This is a genomic window from Caulobacter sp. KR2-114, from assembly GCF_049446115.1.
Lineage (GTDB): Bacteria > Pseudomonadota > Alphaproteobacteria > Caulobacterales > Caulobacteraceae > Acaudatibacter.
The window spans coordinates 1,173,403-1,198,021 of record NZ_JBMSEC010000001.1 but is presented as its reverse complement, the minus strand read 5'-3'; the positions used below and the strand labels follow the sequence as shown (position 1 = coordinate 1,198,021).

The window sequence follows — 24,619 nt, the reverse complement described above, 5'->3', positions numbered from 1 at the left end:
CGCCGCAGCCCCTCGCCGGCTCAGGTCTTGGCCACGCTGCGGCCGCCGTAGTCGTGGCCGTAGGCGTAGTCGTAGCCGTAGCCGTAGGTGGCGCGCTTGGCGTTGAACTTGGTCAGCACGATGCCCAGCACCCGGCCGTTGGCCGCCTGCAGCCGGCGGATCGCTGCCCGCGCCGCGCCGCGGCGGGTGCGACCGGCCTCGACGATCAGCACGGTGCCCTCGGTGGCCGACGCCAGGATCGGCGCGTCGGCCAGGCCCATGATCGGCGGGCCATCGACGATGACGATGTCGAACTCCGTGCGGGCCGCGGCCAGGAAGGCGCGCAGCTTCTCGCCGGCGAGCAGCTCGGCGGGGCTGGGGGGCAGGGGGCCGCACGGGGTGATTGACAGGTTCGCGATCCCACTGGGCTGGGCCGCGTCCTTCAGCGAGCAGGCTCCGGCCAGGAAGCTCGACAGGCCCACGGAGTTGTCGACGGGGAAATGCCGGTGGATCGAGGGATTGCGCAGGTCGGCGTCGACCAGCAGCACCCGCGCGCCGATACGGGCGAAGTTCTGCGCCAGCGCCTGGGCGGTGGTCGACTTGCCCTCGGACGGCTGGCAGCTGGTGACGAACAGGGCGCCCGGCACCCCGTCGCCGGTGGTGAACTGCAGTGACGTGCGGATGGAATAGTAGGCCTCGGAGAAGGCCGACTTCAGATCGGCGAGCGCCGCGCTCGGGGCCTCTTCCTTGCCGAGCAGCGGCACCGCGCCGAGCAGCGGCAGGGCCAGCTTCTCCTCCACGTCCTGCGGCGTGCGGATCGACTGGTCGAGGGCCTCGAGGATGAAGGCGACGATGCAGCCCAGGATCAGGCCGGCCACGGCGGCCAGGGCCAGGTTGGTCAGCGGCTTGGGCTGCGACGGCTGGTCCGGCGGGTCGGCGCGGTCGACCACCGAGATGTTGTTCACGCCGATGCCGCCGGTGACGCCGATCTCCTTGTAGCGTTGCAGGAGGCCGTCATAGAGCGTGCGGTTGGTGTCCACCTCGCGCTGCAGGATGTTGTACTGGATCGAGCGGTCGTTGAGGCTCAGCATGTCGGACTTCAGCCCGTTCACCTGGCCGCCCAGCTGCCGCTCCTGATTGAGCGCGGTCTGGTACTGGGCCTTCAGCGCCTGCTTGATGGCGCCGGTCTGGGTGTTGATCTGGCGGTCCAGCTCGGCGATCTGGGCATGCATCTGCACCATGGTCGGGAATTCGGGCCGGTACAGGTTCAGCTTGTCCTGGTAGGTCGCCTGCAGCGATGCGCGGGCCTGGATCAGCGCCTGGATCGTCGGGCTGGCCAGCGCCTGCGGCAGGTCCGTTCCTGGCGTCGACTGCGCCTGGCGCCATTCCTGTTCCGCCTTGATCCGCTGGGCGGTAGCGTCGGACAGGGCCGTGTTCAGCGAAACCAGGCTGTTGGCGGTGGGCGACTGGGTCACCTCGCTGCCGACGCCGGTGGGGCCGGGCAGGTTGATGATGTGCTGGGCGGTGGCGTAGTCGGCCAGCTGCTTCTCGGACTCCTCCAGCTTCGCCTTCACCTGGCCCAGGCGGTTCTGCAGGAAGTCGCGGGCGTAGGACGAGGCTTCGTAGCGCCGCTCCAGGTTGGCGGTGATGAAGTTCTCGGCGGTGGAGTTGGCGATCTGCGCCGCGAGCACCGGGTTGGCATTGGAATAGCTGATCTTCACCAGGTGGGAGCCGCGCACCGGGTCGATGCCCAGGTTGTGGCGGAAGATCTTTACCGCCTTCTTCTGCGCGGCCCCCTGGCTGCTGGGCATCGACAGGCCGATCGGCGCGCCCAGCAGGGCCAGCACGCTGGAATGGCCGCCGGTCAGGAAGGTTCGGTTGCTGTCCAGGCCCAGGGTCTTGACCATCCGGTCGGCCAGCGACTTGGAGCGCAGCAGGCCGTACTGCGTCTGGTAGAATTCCTCGCTGGAGAACAGGTCGGGCGACTCGTCGACCTGCTGGACGTTCATCACCTTCGGCGCATCGCGGTCGATCTGGATGGTGGCCGAGGCCGTGTAGACCGGCGGGATCAGCAGGGTCACCAGCGCGCCGACCACCAGGGCGACGACGAACACCACCCCGATCGCCACGCGGTGCTTCACCAGCGCCTGCCAGTATTCCAGCAGGTTGACGCCGGTCTCCTCGGTGGGGCGCAGCACGCGCAGCCGCTGCGGATCGCCGAGGGTCGCCGCTCTCAGCGGCGCCCGTCCCGTAGTGGGCGCCAGTCCGGTGGAGGGGTCGAATTCGCTGACGCTCATCGGAAGGTCCTGGTCTCGGGGATCACGTTGTGGCGGAGCGCGGCGGGCCCTACGGCCGCACCAGCGCCAGGAACTCGAGGATCGGCGCGGCGCCGGCCATGGTCTGCACCGTGCTCTTGAAGCCGGACGTGCCGACGATCACCGTGTCGTTGCCGTAGACGACCGGGTCGGCGATCCTGCCCTTCTGCACGTCGCGCAGGTCGACGGTGGCGACGAACTTCTGGCCGTTCACCGTGCGGAAGATGCTGACATGCTTGAGGTCGGCGACGTGGTCGGGGCCGTGCGCCAGCGCCACCGCCTGCATCAGCGTGCTGCGCCCCTGGATGTCGAACACCCCGCCCTGCTGCACCGCGCCGCCGACGGTGATCTTCTGGCCCTCGGCTTCCTTCACCAGCACCGTCACCTGCGGCGACTTCAGGTACTTGGCGTCGAGCTTCTGGGCGATCTCGGCCGACAGCTCGGAGGTGGTCTTGCCGGCTGCGGTGAGCGAGCCGATCAGCGGCAGGGAGATGTTGCCGCTGGCGTCGACCTGGGCCTCGGTCTTCAGTTCGTCGACCTGGAATACCGAGATGTCGAGCTTGTCGAGCGGCCCGATGCGATAGTTCTTGCTGACGTCGAGGCTGGCGTAGCTGGGGTCGGGGGCGGGGAGGTCGGCCGACGCGGGCGCGGGCTTTTCCTTCGCCAGCGCCGCGCCGCCTGCCGTCAGGCTCATGGTCAAGCCAAGAACGCCGGCGCCAGCAATTCTCCACAAGCGATCACGGTTCACGGCGGCCTCCTAGGTCTCAGGCGTTCGAGAAGATGCGGCTGAACAGCCCCCGCCGCTCGGGCTTGGCCGGGCCCGCGCCCACCAAGGGCGGCAGGCTGTCGGGGATCACGTCGTCCAGCACGCCCTGCGGGCGGGTCAGCACCATGTCGACGGCCGCCTGCTCGCCCAGACGCTCGGCCACGGCGTCCCGCGCCTCGGCCATCAGCGGGCTGCGGTTCCTGAGGTTGTGGGCGTCGGTGGCGAGGACGTGAACCAGGCCTTCGTCCAGCATGCGCTCGGCCCAGTACTTCGGCCGGCGGCCGAAGCGGCCGGTCACCGAGCCGCAGGTGATCTGCATCCAGGCGCCCGCGCGCACCAGCTTCTGCATGGTGTCGTAGTGGCTCTCGATCCAGGTGAGCCGTTCCGGGTGCGTGACCAGCGGCAGGTAGCCTGCGCTCATCACGTCGAACACCGTCTCCTCCAGTCGCGGCGGCGCGACATGGTGCGAGGGTTCGAACAGGAAATAGCGTGTCCCGTTGAGGGCGGCGATCTGGCCGTCGCGCAATCCCTTGGCGAGGCCCGGGGTGATGTGGACGTCGGCGCCCTGCACCAGCTTCAGCGGAATCTGGGCGGCGTCCAGCGCCGCCTGCAGCCTGACGATGGCCGCGCGGATCCCAGGCCCGGTGTTCTCATACACCCCCGGCATGATGTGCGGGGTGCAGGCGGTGACGCGGATGCCGTCGGCGACGGCCATGCGCGCCATGGCCAGGGAAGTCTCCAGGTCGGGGGCCCCGTCGTCGATGCCGGGCAGCATATGACAGTGCAGATCGATCATGCCGCAAGCTCTCCAGACGGACAGGCGGCCGCCAGCAGCCCGGGCGCCGGGACTTCGAAGGGTCGATCGCGAGGCGCAGTCGTTGTCACTCAGCCGGGCTCACTTCGCTGTGCGTCCGGAAAAGCTGCGGGACGGGCAAAACGTTCCGCTCCACGCCTGGCGCAGCCGAAAATAGTCGTCGCCTGGCGCGAACTCCGCTTCGCAGAGCATTGTTCCGTCAGAATTATTCTCGCTTTGACCGGCGCCGCAGGAACGGCCCGGCGGCGGTCGCGGTTTGCCTGACGTCCAGCCGCCGGAGCCCTCGATGCAAAAGACCAGCACCCCTCTCGCCGTCGTCACCGGGGTCTGCGGCAAGCTCGGCTTCGCCCTCGCCGAACGCTGCGCCGCCGGCGGCTTCGATCTGCTGGTCGCCGCGGCGGACCGGCGGGTGGACGCCGCGGCCGAGCGCCTGCGCGACCATGGCCGCATGGTCGAGCCCGTGCAGATCGATCTGGACTGCCTCGACGGCGTGGACGAGTTGCAGGACATCGCCCGGGTGCTCGGCCGTCCCGTCGATGTTCTCGTGACCGGTCCCGATCACCCGGCGGTCGCGGCCTTCCTGGATCAACCCCTCGACGCCGTGATCGACGCCTTCGACCTGGGCGTGCTGGCGCCCGTACGCCTCGCGCACCGCATAGGACGCGAGATGCGCCAACGCAGGCGCGGGAAAATTCTCATCGCCTGCGCGCCGGCCGCGCCGGACGCCGGCGGCGCCATGCTGTGCGGCGGCAACGCCTTTCTCGCCGGCTTCGCCCTCGCCCTGCGCGAAGAGCTGGCCGACGACGGCGTGTCGGTCACCTGTCTGGCGCCGCAGGCGTGCTGTGGCGTGGCGGCGGGCGAGACTCCGGCGGAGGCCCAGGCAGCGTCCATGGCTCGCCTGGGCTTCGAGGCGATGATGCGCGGCGATCTGGGCCTGCCCCAGGCGGCGGCGACCGCGATCGCCTTTGCCACAGGCTGCCCGCCGGGCGCGTCGCGTTCCACCGGCTACGCCAGGGCGCGCGGAACAGGGCCATCGTGAGCGATCGCCGGCAAGGACGGTCATCGGCGCCGCCGCCGTTGGCCACCCGGGACGACGTCGGGCGTGCGATCCGCCTTCCTCGAGCGAACGAAGTCGGCCATGGCGCGTTAGCGTAAACTGGCTTGACTGTCTGGAGGATGTGATGACCGCGACGGACATGGGGGCGGCTGGCGAGACGCCGCAGGCCGGCGGCGGGCGGCCCTACGGCATCGCCGCGCGGGTGCTTCACTGGACGATCGCCCTGCTGATCGTCGTGCAGATCGGCCTCGGCTGGTACATGAACGAGGTGCTGCCCGACCACACCCCTGCGCAGGAGGGGGTGGAATCCATCCACATCTCGCTGGGCCTGACGATCCTGCTGCTGGTGCTGGCGAGGATCGCCGTTCGGCTGTTCAACCCGCCTCCGCCGCCCCCGCCAGGCCTGGCGCGCTGGGAGCGGCTGCTGGCCGGCGCAGCGCACCTGCTGTTCTACGCGCTGATGCTGGCGCTGCCGCTGACCGGCTGGGCGCTGGTCTCCATGGGCGCGCGGCCGATATCGTTCTGGGGCCTGCCCTGGCCGCACCTGCCAGGCGTCGCGCAGATGTTCGGCTCCCCGGTTCCGCGCCCTGTGCGCCACGAGGTGTCGCACATCCACGTCTACATCCTGATCTGGGTCATCCTGCTGAACCTGGCGCTGCATGTGGCCGGCGCCCTGAAGCACCAGTTCGACGGACATCCTGTGCTATGGCGGATGACCGGCGCCCGGCCGCCCCGCGGCGCCTGACCCTCTCGCAACGCGGCCTGGAGGTCCCGTCATGCCGACCGTGAAATATCGCCTGCACGGCCACCGGCCGCCGCCGCAGCCGATCCGGCTGCAGATCCCGGGCTGGGCCGGCGCCCAGCAGCCCCGGGCCGACGGCAGCCACGAGCAGCCCTGGCACTGCACGCCCTTCTCCGAAAGCGCGCAGTACGGCGTCGAACTGCTCTATCCGTTCCGTGAGGAGCTGCGCGTCCGGACGGTCCGCGGAAAGGTGCAGCTGGACGCCGACTGGGGCGCGCCCGTCGATCCCGACATGATGTGGCCGCCGTTCCGCCCCTTCGGCGCGGACTTCTATTCCTACCAGCTGTCGCTGGATCTGGAGGTTCCGCCCGGCTGGTCGGTGCGCACCGAGCCCCATCCGCGGTACTTCACCGACCCGACGCACAGCACGCCCCTGGCCGTGCCGGCCCTGGTGCGCAGCGAGTGGTGGCCGATGATGTTCTTCTGCATCTTCAAGGCGCCGCCGCGCGGAGTGACCCATGTGTTCCGTCAGGGCGAGCCGTTCATCAGCCTGATCGTCCTGCCCACGGATCCGCAGCTCGACCTGCGCGCGATGGACGAGGCGGAGAGCGCCGAACGCGAGCTGCGGGCCCGGCGGCTGGCGGCCAGCCGCGACGCCCTGGCCGAGGGGTCGCGATGGCTGTCGTCGACCAACACCGTGTTCGACGGGACCTATCGGCACATGCTGCGCGCCGCCAAGGCCAGGGACCGTGCGAAGCGCGAGGACCAGGCCGGGGCCGGAGATCGCACGAGCGCCGGTGATCGCCCTCCGGAGTAAGCGCCAGTTGGGCGCCCCACCGCGAGGCGCGCGATCAAACACCCCGGCGCTCTGCGCCGGGGTGCAGGGTCGTACGGCGGTGGCCGCGACCTAGAAGTTGTTGTGGTGGTGATGATGGTGGTGGTGATGGTGATGATGCGGCGGGGGCCGCAGCACCCAGGCGCCGCCGAACCAGTAGTAGCCGTGCTGGCGGTACCAGCGGCGGCTGTGATGGTGGTGATGGTGGTGGTGGTGGTGATGATCGTGCACCGCGTACTGCGCCTCGATCAGCCGGGGCGGCCGGGCCGCGTCCTCGGCCTCGGCGATCCGCAGGCGCTCCACAGGATTGGCGATCGGCTCCAGCAGTTCCGAGTACGAGCTGGCCGGGCTCATGGCCGGCGCCTGGGCGGGGGAGGGCGAAGCCATGGCGGGCGCGCCCGCCAGGGCGGCCGCGGCCCCCACGATCGTTGCGGTCTTGTAGTCCATCGGTTTCTCCATCTCGGCAAGGGGCCAGAGACTGGAACGACCGAGACGGTTGTTCGATCCCGTGGCGCGCGACGCGCACAGCCAGTCGAGTAACTCGATCGGCCTTGGGTCCGCGCGCCCCTGCAAGAGCAATGACGAGCGCACTTCCTCCTGCGCCGTGGCGTCATCAGGAGAAAGTGGCGCGCGATCGGCAAGTGGGCTTCGATGGCCGACCGCAAGGTCGTCCCCGAGAGGCCCGCAAGGCGTGCGTGCTGGGTTTGCGTGGCCCGTCCCAGCGCACATTGCCGTCCTCTGCCTTGTCTCGAGAGACCCCTCGTGGGAGGAGCGCCGGGGACGTCGGAGAGCCTAACGTGAAGATGACGTCGCCCGGCCCCTTGTCTGGCCTCACGGCAGCCGCGCCGCCGGCATGGGCAAAGGCCGGCGTCGTGCCGAGAGTTCGCGCAGGCCGCCAACGATGAGCGCGACGCACATTTCGGTGGCCGATTCCACGTCCATCAGCCCGTCGGCCACTTGGCGGCCGGCGCCGCCCGTCAGATTCATAAGCGAGTCCACCGCGGCGATGGCCAGCGGCAGGGGCAGATCGAACTCCCGGCGCGTGGCGCGCACGAAGTAGCGGATGGTTCGCTCGCGCTCAGCCCGGTTGTCCTCCTCCATCAGCCGCGCCACCGAAGGGTCGGCGAGGAGGGCGGCGATCAGGGCGCCGCGGTCGCGGGTCTGCTCAAGGTAGAGGCGCGTCGTCTGGCGGATCAGGTCGGCGAAGGTGTCGGCACGCAGGGCGCTGGCCATGCCCCGGTCCCGCAAGTCCGCCTGTTCGCGGCGCAACAGAGCGGCGAACACCGCGTCGCGCGTTGGAAAGTAGGCGTAGACCAGCCCCTTGCTGACACCTTCGTCGCGCGCCAGACGCTCCATCGTGGCCGCGGCGAGCCCCTCTGTCAGGATGATCGCCGCGGCGTGATCCAGTATGCGACCTTGGCGGGCCTGCGGCGCAAGGCGGGTGCGACGCCGCAGACCGACCCCGGGGGACGGGCCGCCATCGCGCAGGTCTAGGTCCATAGGGGGGAGGACGCCTTCAGCAGTCGGCTCATCAGGATCAGCCGGGCCACCGGGTCGCCGCCGTCGGCCGGCCGCAGGATGCTCTCGTACCAAGCGATCTCCGTCTTCGGACTCTCGGACAGGGCCAGGATCTGGCCGTCGCAGAGATAGTCGCGGTCAATGAACACCGGACCGTCGAGGAACTGAAGCTCGATCGCGCCGAACATGCCCACGAAGCCGTCGCCGGCCCGGAACAACGGCCCCTCCACCTCCCGAAGCGCGTCGATGGCCGCGGACGGCGCGGCGACCAGGCCGCCGAGGATCGAGGGGTCGACGTAGATGTCCATCGGTTCGGTGATGGTCTCGACCCGCGGGCTGGTCTTCTCGCTGATCTGCCGCGACGGGATTCCGGCCACCCGGTCGCCCACGTTGCGGCCCTTGAGGATGCGCAGGTCTGCGGCGGGGCGGACGGCCGCCAGACGTTGGCGCAGGGCAGAGTGGTCGTCGGGCGGCCCCACGGACGCGGTGCCTTCGCAGACACGCACGCCTTCAGGCGTCTCCATCCACACGTCGGCCCGCAAGCCGCCCTCGGGCCGGGGCCGGGTCGGGCCGGCGAAGGCCTGTACCGGCTCGGCGTCGCTGGTCGGGGTCAGGAAATAGAGGGAAAGGCCGCCCGTGCGCCGCCATTCCGGGCCGAGGACGGCCTCCAGCAGCGGCGGAAACTGCTCGAAGTGGATATTGCCGGCCACCGTCCCGCCCCGGAACCCGAGTTCGCGGGCGCGTTCGTCGTCGTGGATCGAACCCTTGGCGTTCTTCGAGAAGTTGGCGGGACGCCGAACCGGGCCGGCCCGGACGCCATCGGCCTCGCTGATCGTGAAAGGGGCGGTGTCGAGAACGTCGGCAGCCATCGGAGGGGGCTCCTGCTGAGCGTGTTGACGGTGGGGTCCAGACTCTTATTGTACCAACCGTACAATAAGGGCGCCAAGAGTCCATGGACCTCGAACTCTCACCCGACGACCTGTGCTTCCGCGACGATGTCCGCGCCCTCATCTCGGCGACGTTCCCGCCGCCCGAGCGGTTCGACGGCAGCCGCGCCCACGAAGACCGCTGGCGTCAGGCGATGGCCGCCAAGGGCTGGGCGGCGAACAAATGGCCGGTGGAATTCGGCGGTCCTGGCTGGACCCCGGCCCAGGCCTTCGTCTGGGAACGGGAGACGACCGCCGCGGGCCTGCCGCCCCAGGTGGGGGGCATGGGCATGGGCATGCTGGCCCCGATCCTGTTCGCCTACGGCACGCCAGAGCAACAGGCGCGGTTCCTGCCGGCCATTCTGGAGGACCGGGAGCGGTGGTGCCAGGGCTACTCGGAACCCGGGTCGGGCTCGGACCTGGCCTCGCTGCGCACGCGCGCCGTCCGCGACGGCGACGCCTATGTGGTCAACGGCGAGAAGATCTGGACCAGCGGCGCGCACACGGCGGACTGGATGTTCTGCCTGACCCGCACCTCTGACGAAGCCCGGCCACAAGCCGGCATCACCTTCCTGCTGATCGACATGCGCGCGCCCGGCGTGGCGGTGCATCCGATCATCTCCATCGACGGACGGCACGCGTTCAACCGGGTCACCTTCGACAACGTGCGGACGCCCTTGGAGAACCGGATCGGTGAAGAAGGTCGGGGATGGACCTACGCCAAGGGCCTTCTGACCCACGAGCGCACCGGCCAGGCCTTCGTCTCCCTGTCCCTGGAGTTGCTGGCGGGACTGAAGGAGGCCGCGGCCGCTCTTGCCGGGCCCGACGGCGCAAGCCTGCTGGACGATCCGAGCTTCGCCGCTCGGCTGGCGCTCGCCGAGATGGAGCTGAAGGCTCTCGAGATGACCGAGCTTCGCACCCTCTGGCAGGTTCAGGCGGGTTCGGCGCCGGGCGCCCAGTCGTCGATCCTCAAGTTGAAGGGCGCCGAGATCGTCCAGAGGATGACCGAATTCTTCGTCGAGTGCGCCGGACCCTACGCCGCACCCTGGTTTCCCGAGGTGGCCGGTCCCGCCCCGGTCCCGCCGGTGGGGCCGCCTTGGGTGCGCCGCGAACTGGCGCGATATTTCGAGGGCCGTGCCGCCAGCATCGCAGGCGGCACGGACGAGATTCAGCGCAACATCATCGCCAAACATGTGCTGCACCTCTAGGTGAGGCGGGCCGGGGCGCTTTGGCCGCTTGCCACCAGCGCCATGGGCTTCAGGACGGCGTCGGCGACTTGCCGCCAGGCGGCGCAGGCGCGCAAGAGTCCGCCGCCGGCGGTCAACACCCTGCCGTCGCGCCAGGCGCCGCTAGGGCCACCAAAGCCCCCGTCAATCGGCTCGGATTCCCCAAGGTGCTTAAGGCCTGTCTGGCTGCAACTGCGTCAGTCGTGTCTGACCGCTGGCGTAAGCTAACTTATGAGTCATGCCCGGTCCGGCAGTCTGTTCCTGGGGGGCGAATCTCAGGGAAAACCTGGATAGGGCGTGGCATTTTAGTGTAGTTGAACATCGCCACAACACGTTGAACCTAAGGCCAAAATCCTGACCTGCCTACCTTACCGGTTCTCCGTTGCACCTATGATGGACTGGACGGACCGTCACTGCCGGATGCTGCACCGGCAGCTGTCGGCGCGGGCGTTGCTGTATACCGAGATGCTGACGACCGGGGCGGTGCTGCACGGGGATCGCGGGCGGCTGATGGGGTTCGATCCGGCCGAGCAGCCGGTGGCGCTGCAGCTGGGTGGGTCGGAGCCGGCGGATCTGGCGGCGGCGGCGCGGATCGGCGAGGACCTGGGCTACGGCGAGATCAACCTCAACGTCGGCTGTCCGTCGGACCGGGTGCAGAGCGGCCGGTTCGGCGCCTGCCTGATGCGCGAGCCGGCGCTGGTGGCCGAGTGCATGGCGGCGATCGGCGATGCGGTGCGGGTCCCGGCGACGGTGAAGTGCCGCCTGGGCGTCGACGACCAGGAGCCGGAAGAGAGCCTGTTCGCCCTGGTGGACGCCTGCGCGGCGGCCGGGGTGAGCACCTTCGTGGTGCATGCGCGCAAGGCCTGGCTGAAAGGGCTGTCGCCGAAGGAGAACCGGGACATCCCGCCGCTGGACTACGCCCTGGTGCATCGGCTGAAGCGCGAGCGCCCCGGCCTGACCATCGTGCTGAACGGCGGCCTGCCATCGGTGGAGGCGGCGCTGGAGCACCTGCCGGCGCTCGACGGGGTGATGCTGGGGCGGGCGGCCTACCACGAGCCCTGGCGGCTGGGCGCCGTCGACCGGCTGGTGTTCGGCGAGACTTCGGCGGCGGATGTCGGCCCGGCCGAGGCAGTGGCGCGCTACCGCCCGTACGTCCTGGACCAGCTGGCGCAGGGCGCGCACCTGGCGGCGATGACCCGGCACATGCTGGGCCTGTTCCATGGACGCCCCGGGGCGCGGGCCTGGCGGCGCATCCTCACCGTCGAGGGAGCCAAGCCGGGGGCCGGGATCGATGTCATCGACCGCGCGCTGAGCGCGGTGCAGGAAGCGGGCGCCCGGCTGGAGGCGTCCGCGGCCGCCTAGAGCCGGTCAGGCGAACGTCGATCCGGCGGCCGGCCGGCGGCTATTGATCCCCGCCGACGCCCGCCGGATGGGCTCCGGCCATCATCTTCTGCGGGTTGACCTTCATGCCGTTGGGCAGGAGCACGTCCCCCGGCTGCATGTCCGGCGGGCAGGCGCCGCCATAGACGGCGGACAGGTCGGTGACGTGGTGGCCATTCAGGCTGGCGATCTGGGCGCTCTCGGTGTCGCTCTCGCTGTGCACCTCGTAGTGCGAGGCGAAGTCGCCGCGCGCGGAGCCGCTTGTGCGGGTCATGCCCGCCGGGCCGAGCTGGCAGGTGTTGGAAAAGCTCCAGGAACCGTCGGGATTGCGCCGGCTCTTGAGGTCGGCGCACAGGCTGCGGGTCAACCCGCCGCCCAGGGCGTTCAGCCCGGCGTCGGTCCCGGCGTCGACGCAGACCTTGGTGGCGCCGCCGGCGGGCTTGCCGTCGTGGATGCGGGTGATCGTCCAGAGGCCGGCCTTGCGCATCGGCCCCGGCGCCGATTCGTCCGGCGCGGCGGCCGAGGCGGGACCGTCGGCGGCGGCGCTGGCCGCCCTGCCGCTCTTCTTGCCGCCACAGCCCGCCAGCATCACGGCCGTCGCCGCAACCAGGATCAACGCCCTGCGCATACGCTTCTTCGAACCCTTGTCGTCGCTCACGACCCCTTGGGGGGACTGACCTGTGATATCGCCTCTTTGTGGCCGTTCGCCAGCACGATGTCGCCCGGCTTCATGTCGGCGGGGCAGGGGCCTTTCCATTCGGCGTCGACGACGAAGCGCTGCACGCCCGGCGTGCGCCCGCCCACCTGGGTGCGCTGCAGCCTGATCTGGTAGCGGGCGGTGAAGTCGCCGGTGGCGACGCCGGTGGTGGTGACCTCGCCGGCCCCCGGCGCCTTGCAGGTGGACGAGAAGCTCCAGGCGCCGTCGTCGCCGCGCTTCATGCCCGACTTGGAGCACAGGTCGCGGTTCAGGCTGTCGCCCAGGTAGGCCACCGCCCGGTGCGCGCCGGCGTCGAGGCAGAGTTTGGTGACCTGGGCGGTCTTGCCGTCGGAGACCTTCTGTTCCCACAGGCCCTCCTTGCGCGGCGCGGTGTCGGCGCCCGGCAGGGTCATGCGCGACTGGCCGCCCTTGTGCGGCGGGTGGCAGGCGGCCAGCAGGGCCAGGGCCGCGGTTGCGGTTAGGCCCGGCAGACGGGTCTTCAGAGCTTGCAGCATGGCGTTCTTCCTCGCGCGCGCCTATCTGCTGGAACGATAGTTTCGAATGGAACGCCTGCCGAGCGAGTTCGCCATGGACACGATTTTGCTGCGCGACAATGCCGCCGCCAACCGCTTCGAACTGGACGTCGAAGGGCATGTGGCCTTCGCCGACTACCGTCGCCAGGGCGGGCGCCTGGTGATCGACCACGTGGAGACGCCGGTGGCCCTGCGGGGCGGCGGGGTCGCCTCCCAGGTGATGCAGGGCGTCGCCGAGGCGGCGCGCCGCGAGGGGCTGAAGGTGCTGCCGGTGTGCAGCTATGCGGTCGCCTGGTTCCGGCGCCATCCCGAGCAGTCCGACCTGCTCGGCTAGGTCCCGACGGCAAAAACCCATTCTGGGGAGTTGGTTGGCGCCGCGCTAACCCTTTCCACACCGGGTGTTGGCATGTTGCGCGCCTGATTGACGAGGGCGGCAAGGCGTGTCTGGCCAGAGCGTGCGCAACCTGGCGAACCTGCAGCGGTCCGCCTCCACCTCGCGGGTGCTCAACCTGCTGCGCATCGGTCAGCGCTGCGGCGGGGAGGAAGAGCATGCCGAGCATCCGTTCTTCCGCCACCCGCACCTCAACCGGGCGATCATCCTCAAGCACCGCCTGCGCCGCAACGAGCGGGACATCTTCCCAGACGGCCGCCTGACCGCCACCAAGATCGTCATCCCGATCGACGGGGCCGACCTGAAGCTCGGCGGCCGCTCGGTGTTCGTCGACCAGCTCAACTACGACGCGGTGATGCACGCCAGCCTGGGCGAGCGCTGGATCACCCACGCCGAGGACCGGGAGATGCTCGAGCTGCTCGACGCCCTGCCGTCGCTCGACCCGTTCCTGCTGCGCGAGCACCTCAAGCGCCACGGCCGCACGCCGGCGCGCTGCTATTTCGAGGTCTCCGACGCCGACCTGGCCCGCATGCACCGCTACGTGGAAGGCGAGATCCGCCAGCTGATCGAGCTGTGCTTCGCCGGCGGCGAGACCAGTGGCCGCGCCGGCGCCGGCGCCAAGCTGGTGCGCAAGATCCTGTCGATCACCGTCGACGAGGACACCGAGCCGCTGCGCCTGACGCTGCGGCTGGAGAAGAACGAGTACCAGGAGGGCGTCTTCTGCTGGAAGGGCTTCCTGTACTACAAGTGGACCGTCGCCGAGCAGCTGAAGGACATCGAGCGGGTGGCGGCCTCGATCGGCCAGATCCGCCCCAGCGGGCCGGCCGACGCCGAGGTGAAGGCCTATCTGGGCCGCACGCGCGACGCCCTCGGCCGCTCGATCCTGGCGGTGCGCGACGCCGCGCGCGAAACCCTGACCGTCTATGACCGGGCTTTCGCCAGCCTGCTCGACGGCCAGCCGCAGGCGTTCCGCGACTTCCTGCTCAGCGCGCCGTCGATGTTCGCCGACCTGGGCGAGCGGCTGGGCGCGGTGAACCACATCGCCTCGTTCTGGCAGTTCCGCTTCCCGCTCGGCCGCCCGGCGTTCATCGGCGCCGAGGAACTGTGCGAGACCTTCATGGACTTCGAGGACAGCCTGTCCTTCCCCGAGCTGCGCCGCCTGGCCGAGGCGCCCACGGGGGCTCCGGCGCTGGCGCGCGGCGCGATGGCGGTCAACCTCGACTGATCGCCGATTCGGCCGCCGCGGCCCCGCCCGCAGCCTGCCTGAGGGCCGACTTCCCGCCACCGTCGTGACAGGGTTTCGTCTGAAAATTGACATGTCGGAGGCGCGGCGCGAAGCTCCCGGAGCCCGCCCCAAGATACTGCGGCGTGAGAGCCTCGGAATGGGCGGCGCAGGGAGTGTTCGATGCGCGCCACCGTTCTGGCGACGGCCGTCCTCGCCGTCTTCGCAATTCACGGAACCGCCCATGCCGCCGTGACGGTGTTCGGCAACGGCCAGGCGCACGACTGCTCCGAGGCGGCCTTCAAGGGCAAGTCCGACCCGGCGTCGATCCGCAACTGCGACAATGCGCTGGAGAACGAGGTGCTGGACAACAAGGACCGCGCCGGAACCTACATCAACCGCGGGGTTATGTACCTGCGCCTGGGCGACCTGGCGCAGGCGCGCAAGGACTTCGACGAGTCGATCCGGGTGGACGGCAAGATCGGCGAGGCCTGGATCAACCGTGGCGCGGTGTCTGTGGCCGAGAAGCGCTACGCCGACGGCCTGGCGGACATCAACCAGGGCCTGGTGCTGGGGGTGATCTCGCCGGAGAAGGCCTACTACAACCGCGCCCTGGCCTACGAGGGCCTGGACGACGCGAAGTCGGCCTACCTCGACTACCAGCAGGCGCTGACCATCAAGCCGGACTGGCAGCTGCCGCAGCAGCAGCTGCTGCGCTTCACGGTCACCCGTCGGTAGGGGTCAATCGAATATCTGCGCCTGAGCTTCGGCGCCGGGGCCTTCCCGCTGTCGACGACATTCGCGGTAGGCGGCGGCCTGGCCCACCGTCCATAGAGCGCCGAGCGCCGTCGTCAGCACCCACACGCCGGCCTGCATCACGTCGGGCGATAGCGCGGGAAGCGACAAGCCCCGAGCAAGGGCGACCGAGAACAGGGGGCCGGGCAACAGCCAAGGCGCGCCCAGCAGAAGCATGACCAGTATGAAGCGGCCGCGCCGGCCGGACAGAAGGATGTCGGCTCGGATCACGCCGCGAAACACCGACCGCCGCTCGGCGACGACAGCCGGCGGATAGATGCCGATCCAGACCGTGAGCAACAAGGCGAAGCCGTTCGCGGCGTAGGCTGCGGCCAGGAGCGGCCGGATATCAAAGCCGAAGCCCACCGGCAGGGGCACGATGAAGCGCGACAAGGACATCAGCAGATAGAACACGAACAGAGGCGGCCAGGCGCGGAGGCTCCTCAGCAGCGCCCATCGCGCATCGGCAAGGTTGATCCCTATAGGTTCACCGTCCATCGCCGAGATGGCGAAGGTCAGGATGGCGCCTTGTCCAAGGCTGGCCAAGGCCACCTGCACCAGCCGGTTCAAGACGATCGTGGCGTAGGCCGCGCGGTAGGAGATCCGAAGAAAGTCGAGCGATTGCCAACTTGCAAAGCGGAACTGTTGGGTCCAGGCGCAAACGAGGGCGAAGGCCAGGATGGCAAAGCCGGATCGGCGGAAAGCGACAGCGCAGTCGCGAAAAATCCGCCTGAACGAAAGGGCGTGCGGGTCTGTAACGCCGTCCGCGCGAGAGACGCCCGCCGTTGCGCCTGCCGTATCCGCCACCTGCCCCCCCAAGCGGTACGCCCGAGTCGGGCGAGGGACCAAGGTTGCAGGCGTCAAGAACGCGCGCAATCGGCCTGAGGGCCGTCCCGTGTCGATCAGGGCTGGGCGCTGGCCGGGATCCTGGAAGCCTCGTCCGGCGTCAGCCGGGTCATGCCCTTGACGAAGCAGCGCTGCGAGCCGCCGGCGGCCACCACGCTGAGGTCGAAGTCCTGCGCCCCGCAGATCGAGCCGGACCCCCGCGGAGCCAGGACGATCTTGCCGCCGCCGTCGGCCAGGGGGGCGCAGTCGGCGGCCAGGTCGATGCGCCAGGCGTCGTGGCGGCCGGTCCAGGCATAGACCGTGCGCATGCCGTCGGCCTTGGTCGAGGTGATCTGGTTCACGTAAAGGCACTGGCCCGCGCCGGCGGCGATCGCAGGGGCGCCGAGGGCGACGGGCAGGGCGATGGCCCCGACCAGGGTGGCGGCGGTCAGCAGGGTGCGAAGCGTCATGGGCGGTCCTCCGACATGGCAACGTCTGTGTGCGCCGTTTCGTTTCGTGGTTCGCCCGCCAGCGCAAGGCCGACGCTCAGACCTCCAGCGCCTGCGCCATCCGTTGCATGAAGTCGCCGTCCTTGGCCGGATCGAACCGGCGGGCGAACAGGCGGCCTTAGGCGCGGCCGGGCGCCATGCGCCGCTTGAGCGGCGGCTCGTCGGCGTAGCGCGGGGTGATGTGGGTGTGCAGCGCCGGCTCCAGGTTGCCCCAGGTCTCGTAGTTGATGCGCTCGGCGCCGGTGACCGCCAGCAGGGCGTCGCCGATCCGCGCCACGTCCAGGCTGTAGGCGATGCGGCCCGCCTCATCGAGCGCGTTGATCGAGCCCACCACCGGGTCGGCCAGCAGCAGGCAATAGCCGGGCAAGGGCTGCACGTCGCCGATCACCAGCCAGCCGGAGGGCATGCGCCGGATCACGTAGGGGTTCTCGCCGCGCCGGGCCATCTCCACCCGTCGATGGATCAGATTGTCCGTCGCGTGCGCCATCCCGCCCCCTTTCGCCGCGCAGGCAGACTTTCAGCGGTTGACGCTGCGGCGCAAGGGCCTAGGCTTGGCGCGTTCTCCGGGGAGCCGCCAGAGCGGCTGAGAGGCGACTGATCCCTGTCATCCTGCAGGATCGACGTCGCGACCCGCCGAACCTGATCCGGGTCATGCCGGCGAAGGGAGGGAACCGAAGGCGGCGCCGTCCGTCCATATGTTCCCCGTTTCGTCTGCGTGGCCCCACAACGCCTGGGACCTCGCCATGAACGTGCATACGCCGCCGGACAAGACGCCAATCGACGCCATCCCCACCGGGGAGCGGCCGGGCTCGCGCAAGGTCTATCAGCAGGGGGTGCTGCACCCGTGCGTGAATGTGCCGTTCCGCGAGGTGGCCGTGCATCCGTCGGCGAACGAGCCGCCGGTGACCATCTACGACCCCTCGGGCCCTTACACCGACCCGAACGCGACCATCGACATCAAGAAGGGCCTCGAGGCGCCCCGCGACCGGTGGGTGCGCGCCCGCGGCGACGTCGAGGAGGTCGAGGGTCGGGCGGTGAAGCCGGAGGACAACGGCCACGCCAAGGGCCGCCACCTGGCGCCGCAGTTCGACACCTCGGCCCGCAAGGTGCTTCGCGCCAAGGGCGGGGCGGCGGTGACCCAGCTGGAATACGCTCGCCGCGGGATCATCACCCCGGAGATGGAGTTCGTGGCGATCCGCGAAAACCTGCGCCGCCAGCAGGGCGACGCCTTCATCCGCGACGGCGAGGATTTCGGCGCCGAGATCCCCGACTTCGTCACCCCCGAGTTCGTGCGCGACGAGATCGCCCGCGGCCGGGCCATCATCCCGGCCAACATCAACCACGGCGAGCTGGAGCCGATGGCGATCGGCCGCAACTTCCTGGTCAAGGTCAACGCCAACATCGGCAACTCGGCGGTGCTGAGCTCGGTGGAGGACGAGGTCGACAAGATGGTCTGGGCGATCCGCTGGGGCGCCGACACGATCATGGACCTGTCGACCGGCCGCAACATCCACAACATCCGCGAGTGGATCCTGCGCAACTGCCCGACGCCGCTGGGCACCGTGCCGATCTACCAGGCCCTCGAAAAGGTCGACGGCGTCGCCGAGAACCTGACCTGGGAGGTGTTCCGCGACACCCTGATCGAGCAGGCCGAACAGGGGGTGGACTACTTCACCATCCACGCCGGCGTGCGCCTGGCCTATGTGCCGCTGACCGCCAAGCGGGTCACCGGCATCGTCAGCCGCGGCGGCTCGATCATGGCCAAGTGGTGCCTCTATCACCACAAGGAGAACTTCCTCTACGAGCACTTCGAGGACATCTGCGAGATCATGCGGGCGTACGACGTCAGCTTCTCGCTGGGCGACGGCCTGCGCCCCGGCTCGATCGCCGACGCCAACGACGCGGCGCAGTTCGCCGAGCTGGAGACCCTGGGCGAGCTGACCAAGGTGGCCTGGAAGCACGGCGTGCAGGTGATGATCGAAGGCCCCGGCCACGTGCCGATGCACAAGATCAAGGCCAACATGGACAAGCAGCTGAAGCACTGCCACGAGGCCCCGTTCTACACCCTCGGCCCGCTGACCACCGACATCGCCCCCGGCTACGACCACATCACCAGCGCCATCGGCGCGGCGATGATCGGCTGGTTCGGCACCGCCATGCTCTGCTACGTCACGCCCAAGGAGCACCTGGGGCTGCCGGACCGGCAGGACGTCAAGGACGGGGTGATCGCCTACAAGATCGCCGCCCACGCCGCCGACTTGGCCAAGGGCCACCCGGCGGCGCGCGCCTGGGACGACGCCCTCAGCCGCGCCCGCTTCGAGTTCCGCTGGGAGGACCAGTTCAACCTCGGCCTCGACCCGGAGACGGCGCGCGAATACCACGACGAGACCCTGCCCAAGGAGGCGCACAAGGTGGCGCACTTCTGCTCCATGTGCGGGCCGAAGTTCTGCTCGATGAAGATCAGCCAGGAAATCCGCGACGCGGCCGGGGCGCAGAACGACGTGGCCCAAAGCGACGTGGCTGGCGGCCTCGCCGAGATGGCCGAGAAGTTCAAGCAATCCGGCGGCGAGATCTACGTCGACGCCAAGGGCTAGAACGGGCTCTGCGAGCGTTCCGGACCTTCTCCCCCTGCGGCAGAAGGTGGCCCGCGTCGGCGGGTCGGATGAGGGCTGGTGATCCTTCGCGACGCCCCGGCAGACGCTGGCCGGCAGACGCTGGCCGGCAGACGCTGGCCGGCAGACGCTGGCGCGGCGCCGGCCGGCCACGCTTCCCTCAAGCCTGACGGCAACTGAGGCGCCTGCGCCACACTCCTGACCAAAGTCGGCCTTGCGACGAAAGGGGAGGAACGAACCGACTCTCCACCCTGTTTCCGCCTCGCCTATCAATTCAAGGAGGGGCCAGTGTTTCCTCGCGCCGATAATGTGTCTTCGCGCTCAGTTCGCAACAACGCTTACAATGGCATAGCTTTCCGCGCCGTGGCCCGCCGGATCAAGCTGATGGGTTCGGGGGCAATATTGGCCCTGTGCGCCGCAAGCCTGCCACAATTGGCCCTGGCGGCGAATGAATGTGGCGCCGGGACCAGCGTCACCTGCACCTCGACCGGAAACAACTATACGTCCGGCATCAGCTACACGAGCGCCACCGACCAGACGGTGAACCTCTCCAGCGGCGTCGTGGTCGACGCCGCGACGCCCAATACCGGCCTGTCCGTGACCAGCGCCGGGGCGACCGGGGCGGTGAGCGTAAACGGCGCGACGGGCGTCTCCATCACCAGCGAGGGGGATGGCGCGCCGGGGGTCAACCTGAACAGCCTGGGCGGCGCCATCAACGCCAATCTGTCCACCGTCGTCACCAAGGGCGCCGGCTCGACGGGCGTCAACGCGAGTTCCGGATCGGGCACGGTCAACCTCACCCTCGGCTCGGTTACCACGAGCGGCCTCAACTCGGTCGGGATCAACGGTGAATCCGTCACCGGCGACGTCAACATCAACGCCGGCTCGGTCTCCACGACCGGGGCTGGCGCCGTGGGCATCGACGCCGCCAACGGGACCGGGCGGATCAGCATCACCGCCACGACGGTGACGACGTCGGGCGCCAACGCCACCGGCATCTTCACCGCCAACGGCACGGGGGCCACCGCGATCAATGCGGGCGCGGTGAGCACCACCGGCGCAGGCGCGGTCGGCATCGACGCGGTGGGCTTCGGGTCCGGCGCCACCATCGCCGTCAGCACCACAGGCCCGGTGACCACCACCGGGGCCAACGCCACCGGCATCTCGGTGTCCACCCCCGGCGCGATCTCGATCACCACCGCCGGCAACGTGGCGACCAGCGGTTCCGGCGCCGCGGCCGTCTCGGCGGTCGGCTCCGGCTCGGTGAAGCTGAACGTCAACTCGGGCGCGATCACCTCGACCAAGGCCGACGCCGTCGACCTGACGGGCGACACGGTGCAGGCCACGATCGGCACGAAGGGTTCGATTTCCGGGGCCACGGCGGGCCTGGCCATCGACTCCACCACCGCCGCCACGGTCAACAACGCCGGGACGATCAGTTCCAGCGGCGGCTACGCCGTGTTCGCCACCGGCGGACCGGTGGGCCTGACCAACAGCGGCACGATCACCGGCGCGGTCAGCTTCGACGCCGGCGGTGACACCTTCAACAATTCCGGGACCTTCAACGCGACCGCCAACAGCGCCTTCGCCGCCGCCGGCACGGACGTGTTCAACAACACCGGCGTGGTCAACGTCGCCCCCACGGCCACCACCGCCACGGCGGTGACCTTCACCAACCTGGGCGCCTTCAACAACAAAGGCCTGATTTCGCTGCAGAACGGCCATGCCGGCGACAGCCTGACCCTGCCGGGGACCTTCAACGGCGGAACGGGCAGCACCCTGGCCGTGGACGTCGCGGGCGGGACCACCCCGGTGGCCGACACCCTGAACGTGCTGGGCGCGGCCAGCGGCTCGACGGCGATCAAGGTCAACACCATCGGCGGCGGCCTGGCGGTCAACAACGTCGTCGTGGCCACCACCGGCGCCGGCTCCAGCGCCAACGCCTTCACCCTGAGCCCGTCCTCGGCCAACGTCGGCTTCATCCGCTACGACCTTGTCAGCCCCACCGCCGGAACCTACGCCCTGGTCGGCAGCCCGAACGCCTCGGTGGTCGAGACGGTGAAGGTGCAGGAGGCGATCTCCGACTTCTGGAAGATCTCCGCCGACGCCTGGCAGGCGCACATGGCCGCAGCCCGGGACGCCCAGTGGGCCGGCGCGGGCGCGCAGGGGGTGCATGGCTGGGGCCAGCTCTACGGCGGCGCCCGCGACCGGCGCGACAGCCTGCAGACCACGACCTTCGGCGTCAGCCACGTCGACGATCTGAGCTACGACAGCAACAACTACGGCTTCCAGGGCGGCGTTGACGCGGTCATGGGGCCCTGGGTCACGGGCCTCACCGCCGGCTATGGCGGCCAGGACATGCGGTTCCACGCCACCAACGACAAGACCATGATGCAGGGCTACAACGTCGGCGCCTACGCCGGGATCATGACCCACGGCGCCTACATCACCGTGCTCGGCAAGTACAACGACGACCGCATCCAGATGGGCAGCCTGCTGGCCTCGTCGGAGCTGGACTTCGCCGCGCACACCTACGGTGGCCAGATCGACATGGGTTATCGCCTGGGTGTCGGCGGCAGCGTCTTCGTCGAGCCTGTGGGCAGCTTCAGCTACAGCCGGACCTACGTCGACAGCGTCTCGGCGCTCAACTCGACCTTCGCCTTCAATCGCTATACCGGCGAGGAAGGCAAGGCCGGCCTGCGCTTCGGCGCGGCCATGGGCGACTGGATGGGGGCCAAGGTGATCCCCTACGGCTCGGTGCTCGCGGTGCACGAGTTCCGCGACAACGACGGCTTCGTGTTCAGCAACGGCGGCTACAACTTCGACTACTTCAACCATCGTCGGGGCACCTACGGGCACGCCACGGCGGGGCTGAATTTCCTCAACAACCGCGGTGTCGACGGCTTCATCCAGGGCGACCTGGACTTCGCCAGCGGGACCGGCGGCGGCGGCGCGCGCGTGGGCGTGCGCTTCGCCTTCTAACGCTGTTCAGGCCCTCGGGTCCGGCGCCGTCAGGAAAGACTTGACATATGGGGTTGTGTCAGGGAATTCTTGACGGCGTCGAACCCGAGGGAGGCCGCCATGGGCGCCGTCGAAGCCAAGAGCCCTGAGCGCAAGACCGAAGACCTGATCTACTGTTCCTTCTGCCTGAAGCCGCAGACCGAGGTGGCCAAGCTGGTGGCCGGTCCCGGCCGGATCTTCATCTGCGACGGCTGCGTGGGGCTGTGCGCCGAATACATGGCCGGCCGCACCCCGGACCTGTCGCATGTCACCCCGCCGGAGCAGCTGCCCACCGAGCGGCTGCTGGCCCAGCTCAAGCCCATCGAGGACACCCTGCAGGGCAAGGGCAATCAGCTGCAGTGGGTGGTCGAGACCCTGCGCGGGCGGGAGGTGTCCTGGGCGGTGATCGGCGCGGCGCTGGGGGTGTCGCGCCAGTCGGCCTGGGAGCGGTTCTCCTGAGCGGGCTGGAGCCAGGCGCGCGCATCGAGGACCAGGACCTCTCCGCCGCCGACTGGACCGACGCCGACCTCGCCGATGCGGTGTTCGCCGGCTGCCGCATGGACGGGGTGGCGTTTTCCAACACCGTGCTGCAGGGCGCGCGCTTCGAGCGCTGTCGCCTGACGCGCTGCCGCTTCAGCCACGCCGACCTGCGCGAGGCGGTGTTCGAGGATTGCAGCTTCGCCGACCGCGACCAGGGGGCAGTCTTCGCCTTCACCCGCCTGGACGAGGCGCGGTTCGCCCGCTGCGACCTCAGCCGCGCCCGCTTCGACGGGGCGGACCTTTACGCGGTGGTCATGGACGCCTGCAACCTGATGGGCGCTGCCTTTCCGCGCTCGAGCTTCTCGCGGGCGTTCGGCCGCAACGTGGTGCGCGCCGCGGCCACCCTCACCGACTGCAACCTCGGTCTGGTCGAACTGGGCGGGGCGCGGCTGCCGGGCTGCGATCTTTCCCGATCCCGGCTGCGCGAGGCGGACCTGTCGCGCGCGGACCTGGAGGGGGCGAATCTGGCCGGCGCGGATCTGTTTCAGGCGATCATTGACGAGACCCGGCTGGCCGGCGCGGACCTGCGGGGCGCCGAGGTCAGCGGCCTCGACATCCGCCGTCTGGCCACCTACCGCGACCTGAAGATCACCCCCGACCAGCAGTACCGGCTGCTCGACGCCATGGGGATCGACGTTCAGCCCGAGTAGTTTTGTTGGGGTTCGGAAATTTCCATCTCCCGCTCATCCCGACGCAAGTCGGGACCCAGGCAAAAGCATCCGTCCACTCGATCGGTGTCCAGCCTCATCCCCTGAAATGGCCCGTCGGCGGAGAGTTGTTCCTGGGTCCCGACTTGCGTCGGGATGAGCGAGTTAGGGGATACTGTTCGAAGAGTCGGAACGTCCTGGACAAGCCTCGCACAAGAACAGCGATCGCCCATTGACGGCGAAGCTCGGCCTTCCTAGGGTCCGCGCCTTTCTCATTTTCATCCGGCGGTTCTCCGCATGCCCCAGATCCTCGTCGAAGGTCTGGCGAAGACCTATCGCGTGGCCGAACGTGACCCCGGAGCCTGGGGCGCGGTGCGCGGACTCGTGCGTCGTCGCTGGCGGACCATCGAGGCCCTCAAGGGCGTCTCGTTCAGCCTGGAGGCCGGCGAACTGCTGGGCTTCATCGGCCCGAACGGCGCCGGCAAGTCGACCACCATCAAGATCCTGTCCGGCATCCTGGAGCCCAGCGCCGGGCGCTGCGAGGTGGACGGTCTGACGCCGTGGCGCGACCGCATCCGGCATGTGGCGCGTATTGGCGTGGTGTTCGGCCAACGCACCCAGCTGTGGTGGGACCTGCCGGTGATCGAGGGCTTCGACCTGCTGCGCGACATCTATCGCGTGGCGCCCGACCGCTATCGCCGCACGCGCGACGAGCTGGTCGGGTTGCTGCGGCTGGAGAAGCTGCTGGACCAGCCGGTGCGCCAGCTATCGCTGGGCCAGCGGATGCGCTGCGAGATCGCCGCGGCCATGCTGCACGAGCCGTCGATCCTGTTCCTGGACGAGCCGACCATCGGCCTGGACGCCACCTCGAAGCTGGCCGTGCGCGACTTCGTGCGGGTGCTGAACAAGGAGCGCGGGGTGACCGTGATCCTGACCACCCACGACATGCACGACATCGAGGCCCTGGCCGAGCGGGTGATCGTCATCGGCAACGGCGTGATCCTGGCCGACAGCCCGTTCGAGGCCCTGCGCCAGGGGGTGCTGGCCGAGCGGCGGCTGTTCGTCGACTTCGAGGGCGAGGCGCCGGACCTTGCGCTGGAGGGTGTGACGGTGCGGTCGAGGGATGGGCGCTCGCTGGAGCTGGCCTTCGACCCGCGGGTGATCCCGACGCCGAAGCTGGTCAGCCGCATCACCGCCGACCACGCGGTCGCCGACCTGCACGTCGACGAGCCGGCCATCGAGGAGGTGATCGCCCGCTTCTACGACCTGCACGGGGCGGGGGAGGGGTGA

Annotated in this window: 23 protein-coding genes, 1 pseudogene and 1 riboswitch; of the genes and pseudogenes, 13 read left to right on the top strand and 11 right to left on the bottom strand. The window is 69.5% G+C overall.

The genetic code is table 11. The features are described 5' to 3' along the window. Positions 1-20: 20 nt before the first annotated feature. From ACO2Q3_RS05425 to ACO2Q3_RS05415, 3 genes are all read right to left on the bottom strand, one after another. The gene (locus ACO2Q3_RS05425; RefSeq protein ID WP_423305514.1) at positions 21-2,276 is read right to left on the bottom strand and encodes a GumC family protein; all 2,256 of its coding nucleotides are present in this window, start codon (positions 2,274-2,276) and stop codon (positions 21-23) included. Between the two features lie 49 nt (positions 2,277-2,325). Continuing rightward, a complete protein-coding gene (locus tag ACO2Q3_RS05420; protein WP_423305513.1) occupies positions 2,326-2,988 on the bottom strand; it encodes a polysaccharide biosynthesis/export family protein in 663 nt (220 codons plus the stop codon). 70 nt (positions 2,989-3,058) lie between these two features. Next, entirely contained in the window at positions 3,059-3,856 is a 798-nt protein-coding gene (locus tag ACO2Q3_RS05415) for a tyrosine-protein phosphatase (protein ID WP_423305512.1), read from the bottom strand. A gap of 304 nt (positions 3,857-4,160) precedes the next feature. Here ACO2Q3_RS05415 and ACO2Q3_RS05410 point away from each other — a divergent pair, with 304 nt between their 5' ends. The 3 genes from ACO2Q3_RS05410 to ACO2Q3_RS05400 all read left to right on the top strand — a co-directional run bounded on the left by ACO2Q3_RS05410 (position 4,161) and on the right by ACO2Q3_RS05400 (position 6,490). Beyond that, positions 4,161-4,913 (top strand): SDR family NAD(P)-dependent oxidoreductase, encoded by a 753-nt coding sequence (locus tag ACO2Q3_RS05410; RefSeq protein WP_423305511.1) that lies wholly within the window; start codon positions 4,161-4,163, stop codon positions 4,911-4,913. Between the two features lie 142 nt (positions 4,914-5,055). Then, on the top strand, positions 5,056-5,676 hold the full coding sequence (locus tag ACO2Q3_RS05405; RefSeq protein WP_423305510.1) for a cytochrome b: 621 nt from the start codon (positions 5,056-5,058) through the stop codon (positions 5,674-5,676). A gap of 31 nt (positions 5,677-5,707) precedes the next feature. Next, positions 5,708-6,490 carry a hypothetical protein gene (locus tag ACO2Q3_RS05400; protein WP_423305509.1) on the top strand — a complete coding sequence of 261 codons (783 nt, stop codon included), beginning with the start codon at positions 5,708-5,710 and terminating at the stop codon, positions 6,488-6,490. Between the two features lie 90 nt (positions 6,491-6,580). On the opposite strand, the gene ACO2Q3_RS05395 is transcribed toward ACO2Q3_RS05400, so the two are convergent. From ACO2Q3_RS05395 to ACO2Q3_RS05385, 3 genes are all read right to left on the bottom strand, one after another. Continuing rightward, the gene (locus ACO2Q3_RS05395; RefSeq protein WP_423305508.1) at positions 6,581-6,955 is read right to left on the bottom strand and encodes a hypothetical protein; all 375 of its coding nucleotides are present in this window, start codon (positions 6,953-6,955) and stop codon (positions 6,581-6,583) included. Between the two features lie 384 nt (positions 6,956-7,339). Next, positions 7,340-8,008 carry a TetR/AcrR family transcriptional regulator gene (locus ACO2Q3_RS05390; RefSeq protein WP_423305507.1) on the bottom strand — a complete coding sequence of 223 codons (669 nt, stop codon included), beginning with the start codon at positions 8,006-8,008 and terminating at the stop codon, positions 7,340-7,342. Continuing rightward, entirely contained in the window at positions 7,999-8,895 is an 897-nt protein-coding gene (locus ACO2Q3_RS05385) for a hypothetical protein (protein WP_423305506.1), read from the bottom strand. The genes ACO2Q3_RS05390 and ACO2Q3_RS05385 overlap by 10 nt, the downstream gene beginning before the upstream one ends. An 83-nt stretch (positions 8,896-8,978) precedes the next feature. Between ACO2Q3_RS05385 and ACO2Q3_RS05380 the strand changes: the two genes are divergently transcribed. Beyond that, positions 8,979-10,160, top strand: a complete 1,182-nt coding sequence (locus tag ACO2Q3_RS05380; RefSeq protein WP_423305505.1) for an acyl-CoA dehydrogenase family protein — start codon at positions 8,979-8,981, stop codon at positions 10,158-10,160. 369 nt (positions 10,161-10,529) lie between these two features. Continuing rightward, positions 10,530-11,540, top strand: coding sequence for a tRNA dihydrouridine(20/20a) synthase DusA (dusA, locus tag ACO2Q3_RS05375; RefSeq protein WP_423305657.1), 1,011 nt, complete (start codon positions 10,530-10,532; stop codon positions 11,538-11,540). A gap of 40 nt (positions 11,541-11,580) precedes the next feature. Here dusA and ACO2Q3_RS05370 read toward each other — a convergent pair whose 3' ends face one another. After that, complete coding sequence (locus ACO2Q3_RS05370) at positions 11,581-12,186, bottom strand: hypothetical protein (RefSeq protein WP_423305504.1); 606 nt, start codon at positions 12,184-12,186, stop codon at positions 11,581-11,583. Positions 12,187-12,212: 26 nt separating this feature from the next. Further along, a complete protein-coding gene (locus ACO2Q3_RS05365) occupies positions 12,213-12,770 on the bottom strand; it encodes a DUF3617 domain-containing protein (protein WP_423305503.1) in 558 nt (185 codons plus the stop codon). Positions 12,771-12,816: 46 nt separating this feature from the next. On the opposite strand from ACO2Q3_RS05365, the gene ACO2Q3_RS05360 reads away from it, so the two are divergent. From ACO2Q3_RS05360 to ACO2Q3_RS05350, 3 genes are all read left to right on the top strand, one after another. Then, entirely contained in the window at positions 12,817-13,122 is a 306-nt protein-coding gene (locus tag ACO2Q3_RS05360; protein ID WP_423305502.1) for a GNAT family N-acetyltransferase, read from the top strand. 106 nt (positions 13,123-13,228) lie between these two features. After that, a complete protein-coding gene (locus tag ACO2Q3_RS05355) occupies positions 13,229-14,404 on the top strand; it encodes a hypothetical protein (RefSeq protein WP_423305501.1) in 1,176 nt (391 codons plus the stop codon). 180 nt (positions 14,405-14,584) lie between these two features. Further along, entirely contained in the window at positions 14,585-15,139 is a 555-nt protein-coding gene (locus ACO2Q3_RS05350) for a tetratricopeptide repeat protein (protein ID WP_423305500.1), read from the top strand. Positions 15,140-15,142: 3 nt separating this feature from the next. On the opposite strand, the gene ACO2Q3_RS05345 is transcribed toward ACO2Q3_RS05350, so the two are convergent. The 3 genes from ACO2Q3_RS05345 to ACO2Q3_RS05335 form a co-directional block, all read right to left on the bottom strand. After that, positions 15,143-16,003, bottom strand: coding sequence for a hypothetical protein (locus tag ACO2Q3_RS05345; protein WP_423305499.1), 861 nt, complete (start codon positions 16,001-16,003; stop codon positions 15,143-15,145). A 95-nt stretch (positions 16,004-16,098) separates the two neighbouring features. Continuing rightward, positions 16,099-16,491, bottom strand: coding sequence for a hypothetical protein (locus ACO2Q3_RS05340; protein ID WP_423305498.1), 393 nt, complete (start codon positions 16,489-16,491; stop codon positions 16,099-16,101). Positions 16,492-16,648: 157 nt separating this feature from the next. Continuing rightward, a complete protein-coding gene (locus ACO2Q3_RS05335; RefSeq protein WP_423305497.1) occupies positions 16,649-17,017 on the bottom strand; it encodes an HIT family protein in 369 nt (122 codons plus the stop codon). A gap of 67 nt (positions 17,018-17,084) precedes the next feature. Further along, positions 17,085-17,213: riboswitch (TPP riboswitch) on the top strand. A 60-nt stretch (positions 17,214-17,273) separates the two neighbouring features. Here ACO2Q3_RS05335 and thiC point away from each other — a divergent pair. The 5 genes and pseudogenes from thiC to ACO2Q3_RS05310 all read left to right on the top strand — a co-directional run bounded on the left by thiC (position 17,274) and on the right by ACO2Q3_RS05310 (position 24,619). Continuing rightward, positions 17,274-19,124: a phosphomethylpyrimidine synthase ThiC gene (thiC, locus tag ACO2Q3_RS05330; RefSeq protein WP_423305496.1), complete on the top strand. Its 1,851-nt coding sequence runs from the start codon at positions 17,274-17,276 to the stop codon at positions 19,122-19,124. 402 nt (positions 19,125-19,526) lie between these two features. Continuing rightward, a complete protein-coding gene (locus ACO2Q3_RS05325) occupies positions 19,527-22,124 on the top strand; it encodes an autotransporter outer membrane beta-barrel domain-containing protein (RefSeq protein ID WP_423305495.1) in 2,598 nt (865 codons plus the stop codon). Between the two features lie 99 nt (positions 22,125-22,223). Then, positions 22,224-22,376: pseudogene (locus ACO2Q3_RS05320) on the top strand (ClpX C4-type zinc finger protein); the annotation flags it as partial. 125 nt (positions 22,377-22,501) lie between these two features. Then, positions 22,502-23,332 (top strand): pentapeptide repeat-containing protein, encoded by an 831-nt coding sequence (locus ACO2Q3_RS05315; RefSeq protein ID WP_423305494.1) that lies wholly within the window; start codon positions 22,502-22,504, stop codon positions 23,330-23,332. A gap of 294 nt (positions 23,333-23,626) precedes the next feature. Next, complete coding sequence (locus ACO2Q3_RS05310) at positions 23,627-24,619, top strand: ABC transporter ATP-binding protein (RefSeq protein ID WP_423305493.1); 993 nt, start codon at positions 23,627-23,629, stop codon at positions 24,617-24,619.

Coding starts and splice junctions, on each gene's coding strand:
- ACO2Q3_RS05360 (WP_423305502.1), top strand. CDS start 12,817: ATGGAACGCCTGCCGAGCGAGTTCGCCATGGACACGATTTTGCTGCGC.
- ACO2Q3_RS05420 (WP_423305513.1), bottom strand. CDS start 2,988: ATGAGCCTGACGGCAGGCGGCGCGGCGCTGGCGAAGGAAAAGCCCGCG.
- thiC (WP_423305496.1), top strand. CDS start 17,274: ATGAACGTGCATACGCCGCCGGACAAGACGCCAATCGACGCCATCCCC.
- ACO2Q3_RS05335 (WP_423305497.1), bottom strand. CDS start 17,017: ATGGCGCACGCGACGGACAATCTGATCCATCGACGGGTGGAGATGGCC.
- ACO2Q3_RS05415 (WP_423305512.1), bottom strand. CDS start 3,856: ATGATCGATCTGCACTGTCATATGCTGCCCGGCATCGACGACGGGGCC.
- ACO2Q3_RS05410 (WP_423305511.1), top strand. CDS start 4,161: ATGCAAAAGACCAGCACCCCTCTCGCCGTCGTCACCGGGGTCTGCGGC.
- ACO2Q3_RS05400 (WP_423305509.1), top strand. CDS start 5,708: ATGCCGACCGTGAAATATCGCCTGCACGGCCACCGGCCGCCGCCGCAG.
- ACO2Q3_RS05405 (WP_423305510.1), top strand. CDS start 5,056: ATGACCGCGACGGACATGGGGGCGGCTGGCGAGACGCCGCAGGCCGGC.
- ACO2Q3_RS05390 (WP_423305507.1), bottom strand. CDS start 8,008: ATGGACCTAGACCTGCGCGATGGCGGCCCGTCCCCCGGGGTCGGTCTG.
- ACO2Q3_RS05425 (WP_423305514.1), bottom strand. CDS start 2,276: ATGAGCGTCAGCGAATTCGACCCCTCCACCGGACTGGCGCCCACTACG.
- ACO2Q3_RS05310 (WP_423305493.1), top strand. CDS start 23,627: ATGCCCCAGATCCTCGTCGAAGGTCTGGCGAAGACCTATCGCGTGGCC.
- ACO2Q3_RS05385 (WP_423305506.1), bottom strand. CDS start 8,895: ATGGCTGCCGACGTTCTCGACACCGCCCCTTTCACGATCAGCGAGGCC.
- ACO2Q3_RS05350 (WP_423305500.1), top strand. CDS start 14,585: ATGCGCGCCACCGTTCTGGCGACGGCCGTCCTCGCCGTCTTCGCAATT.
- ACO2Q3_RS05365 (WP_423305503.1), bottom strand. CDS start 12,770: ATGCTGCAAGCTCTGAAGACCCGTCTGCCGGGCCTAACCGCAACCGCG.
- ACO2Q3_RS05370 (WP_423305504.1), bottom strand. CDS start 12,186: ATGCGCAGGGCGTTGATCCTGGTTGCGGCGACGGCCGTGATGCTGGCG.
- ACO2Q3_RS05325 (WP_423305495.1), top strand. CDS start 19,527: ATGGGTTCGGGGGCAATATTGGCCCTGTGCGCCGCAAGCCTGCCACAA.
- ACO2Q3_RS05395 (WP_423305508.1), bottom strand. CDS start 6,955: ATGGACTACAAGACCGCAACGATCGTGGGGGCCGCGGCCGCCCTGGCG.
- ACO2Q3_RS05340 (WP_423305498.1), bottom strand. CDS start 16,491: ATGACGCTTCGCACCCTGCTGACCGCCGCCACCCTGGTCGGGGCCATC.
- ACO2Q3_RS05380 (WP_423305505.1), top strand. CDS start 8,979: ATGGACCTCGAACTCTCACCCGACGACCTGTGCTTCCGCGACGATGTC.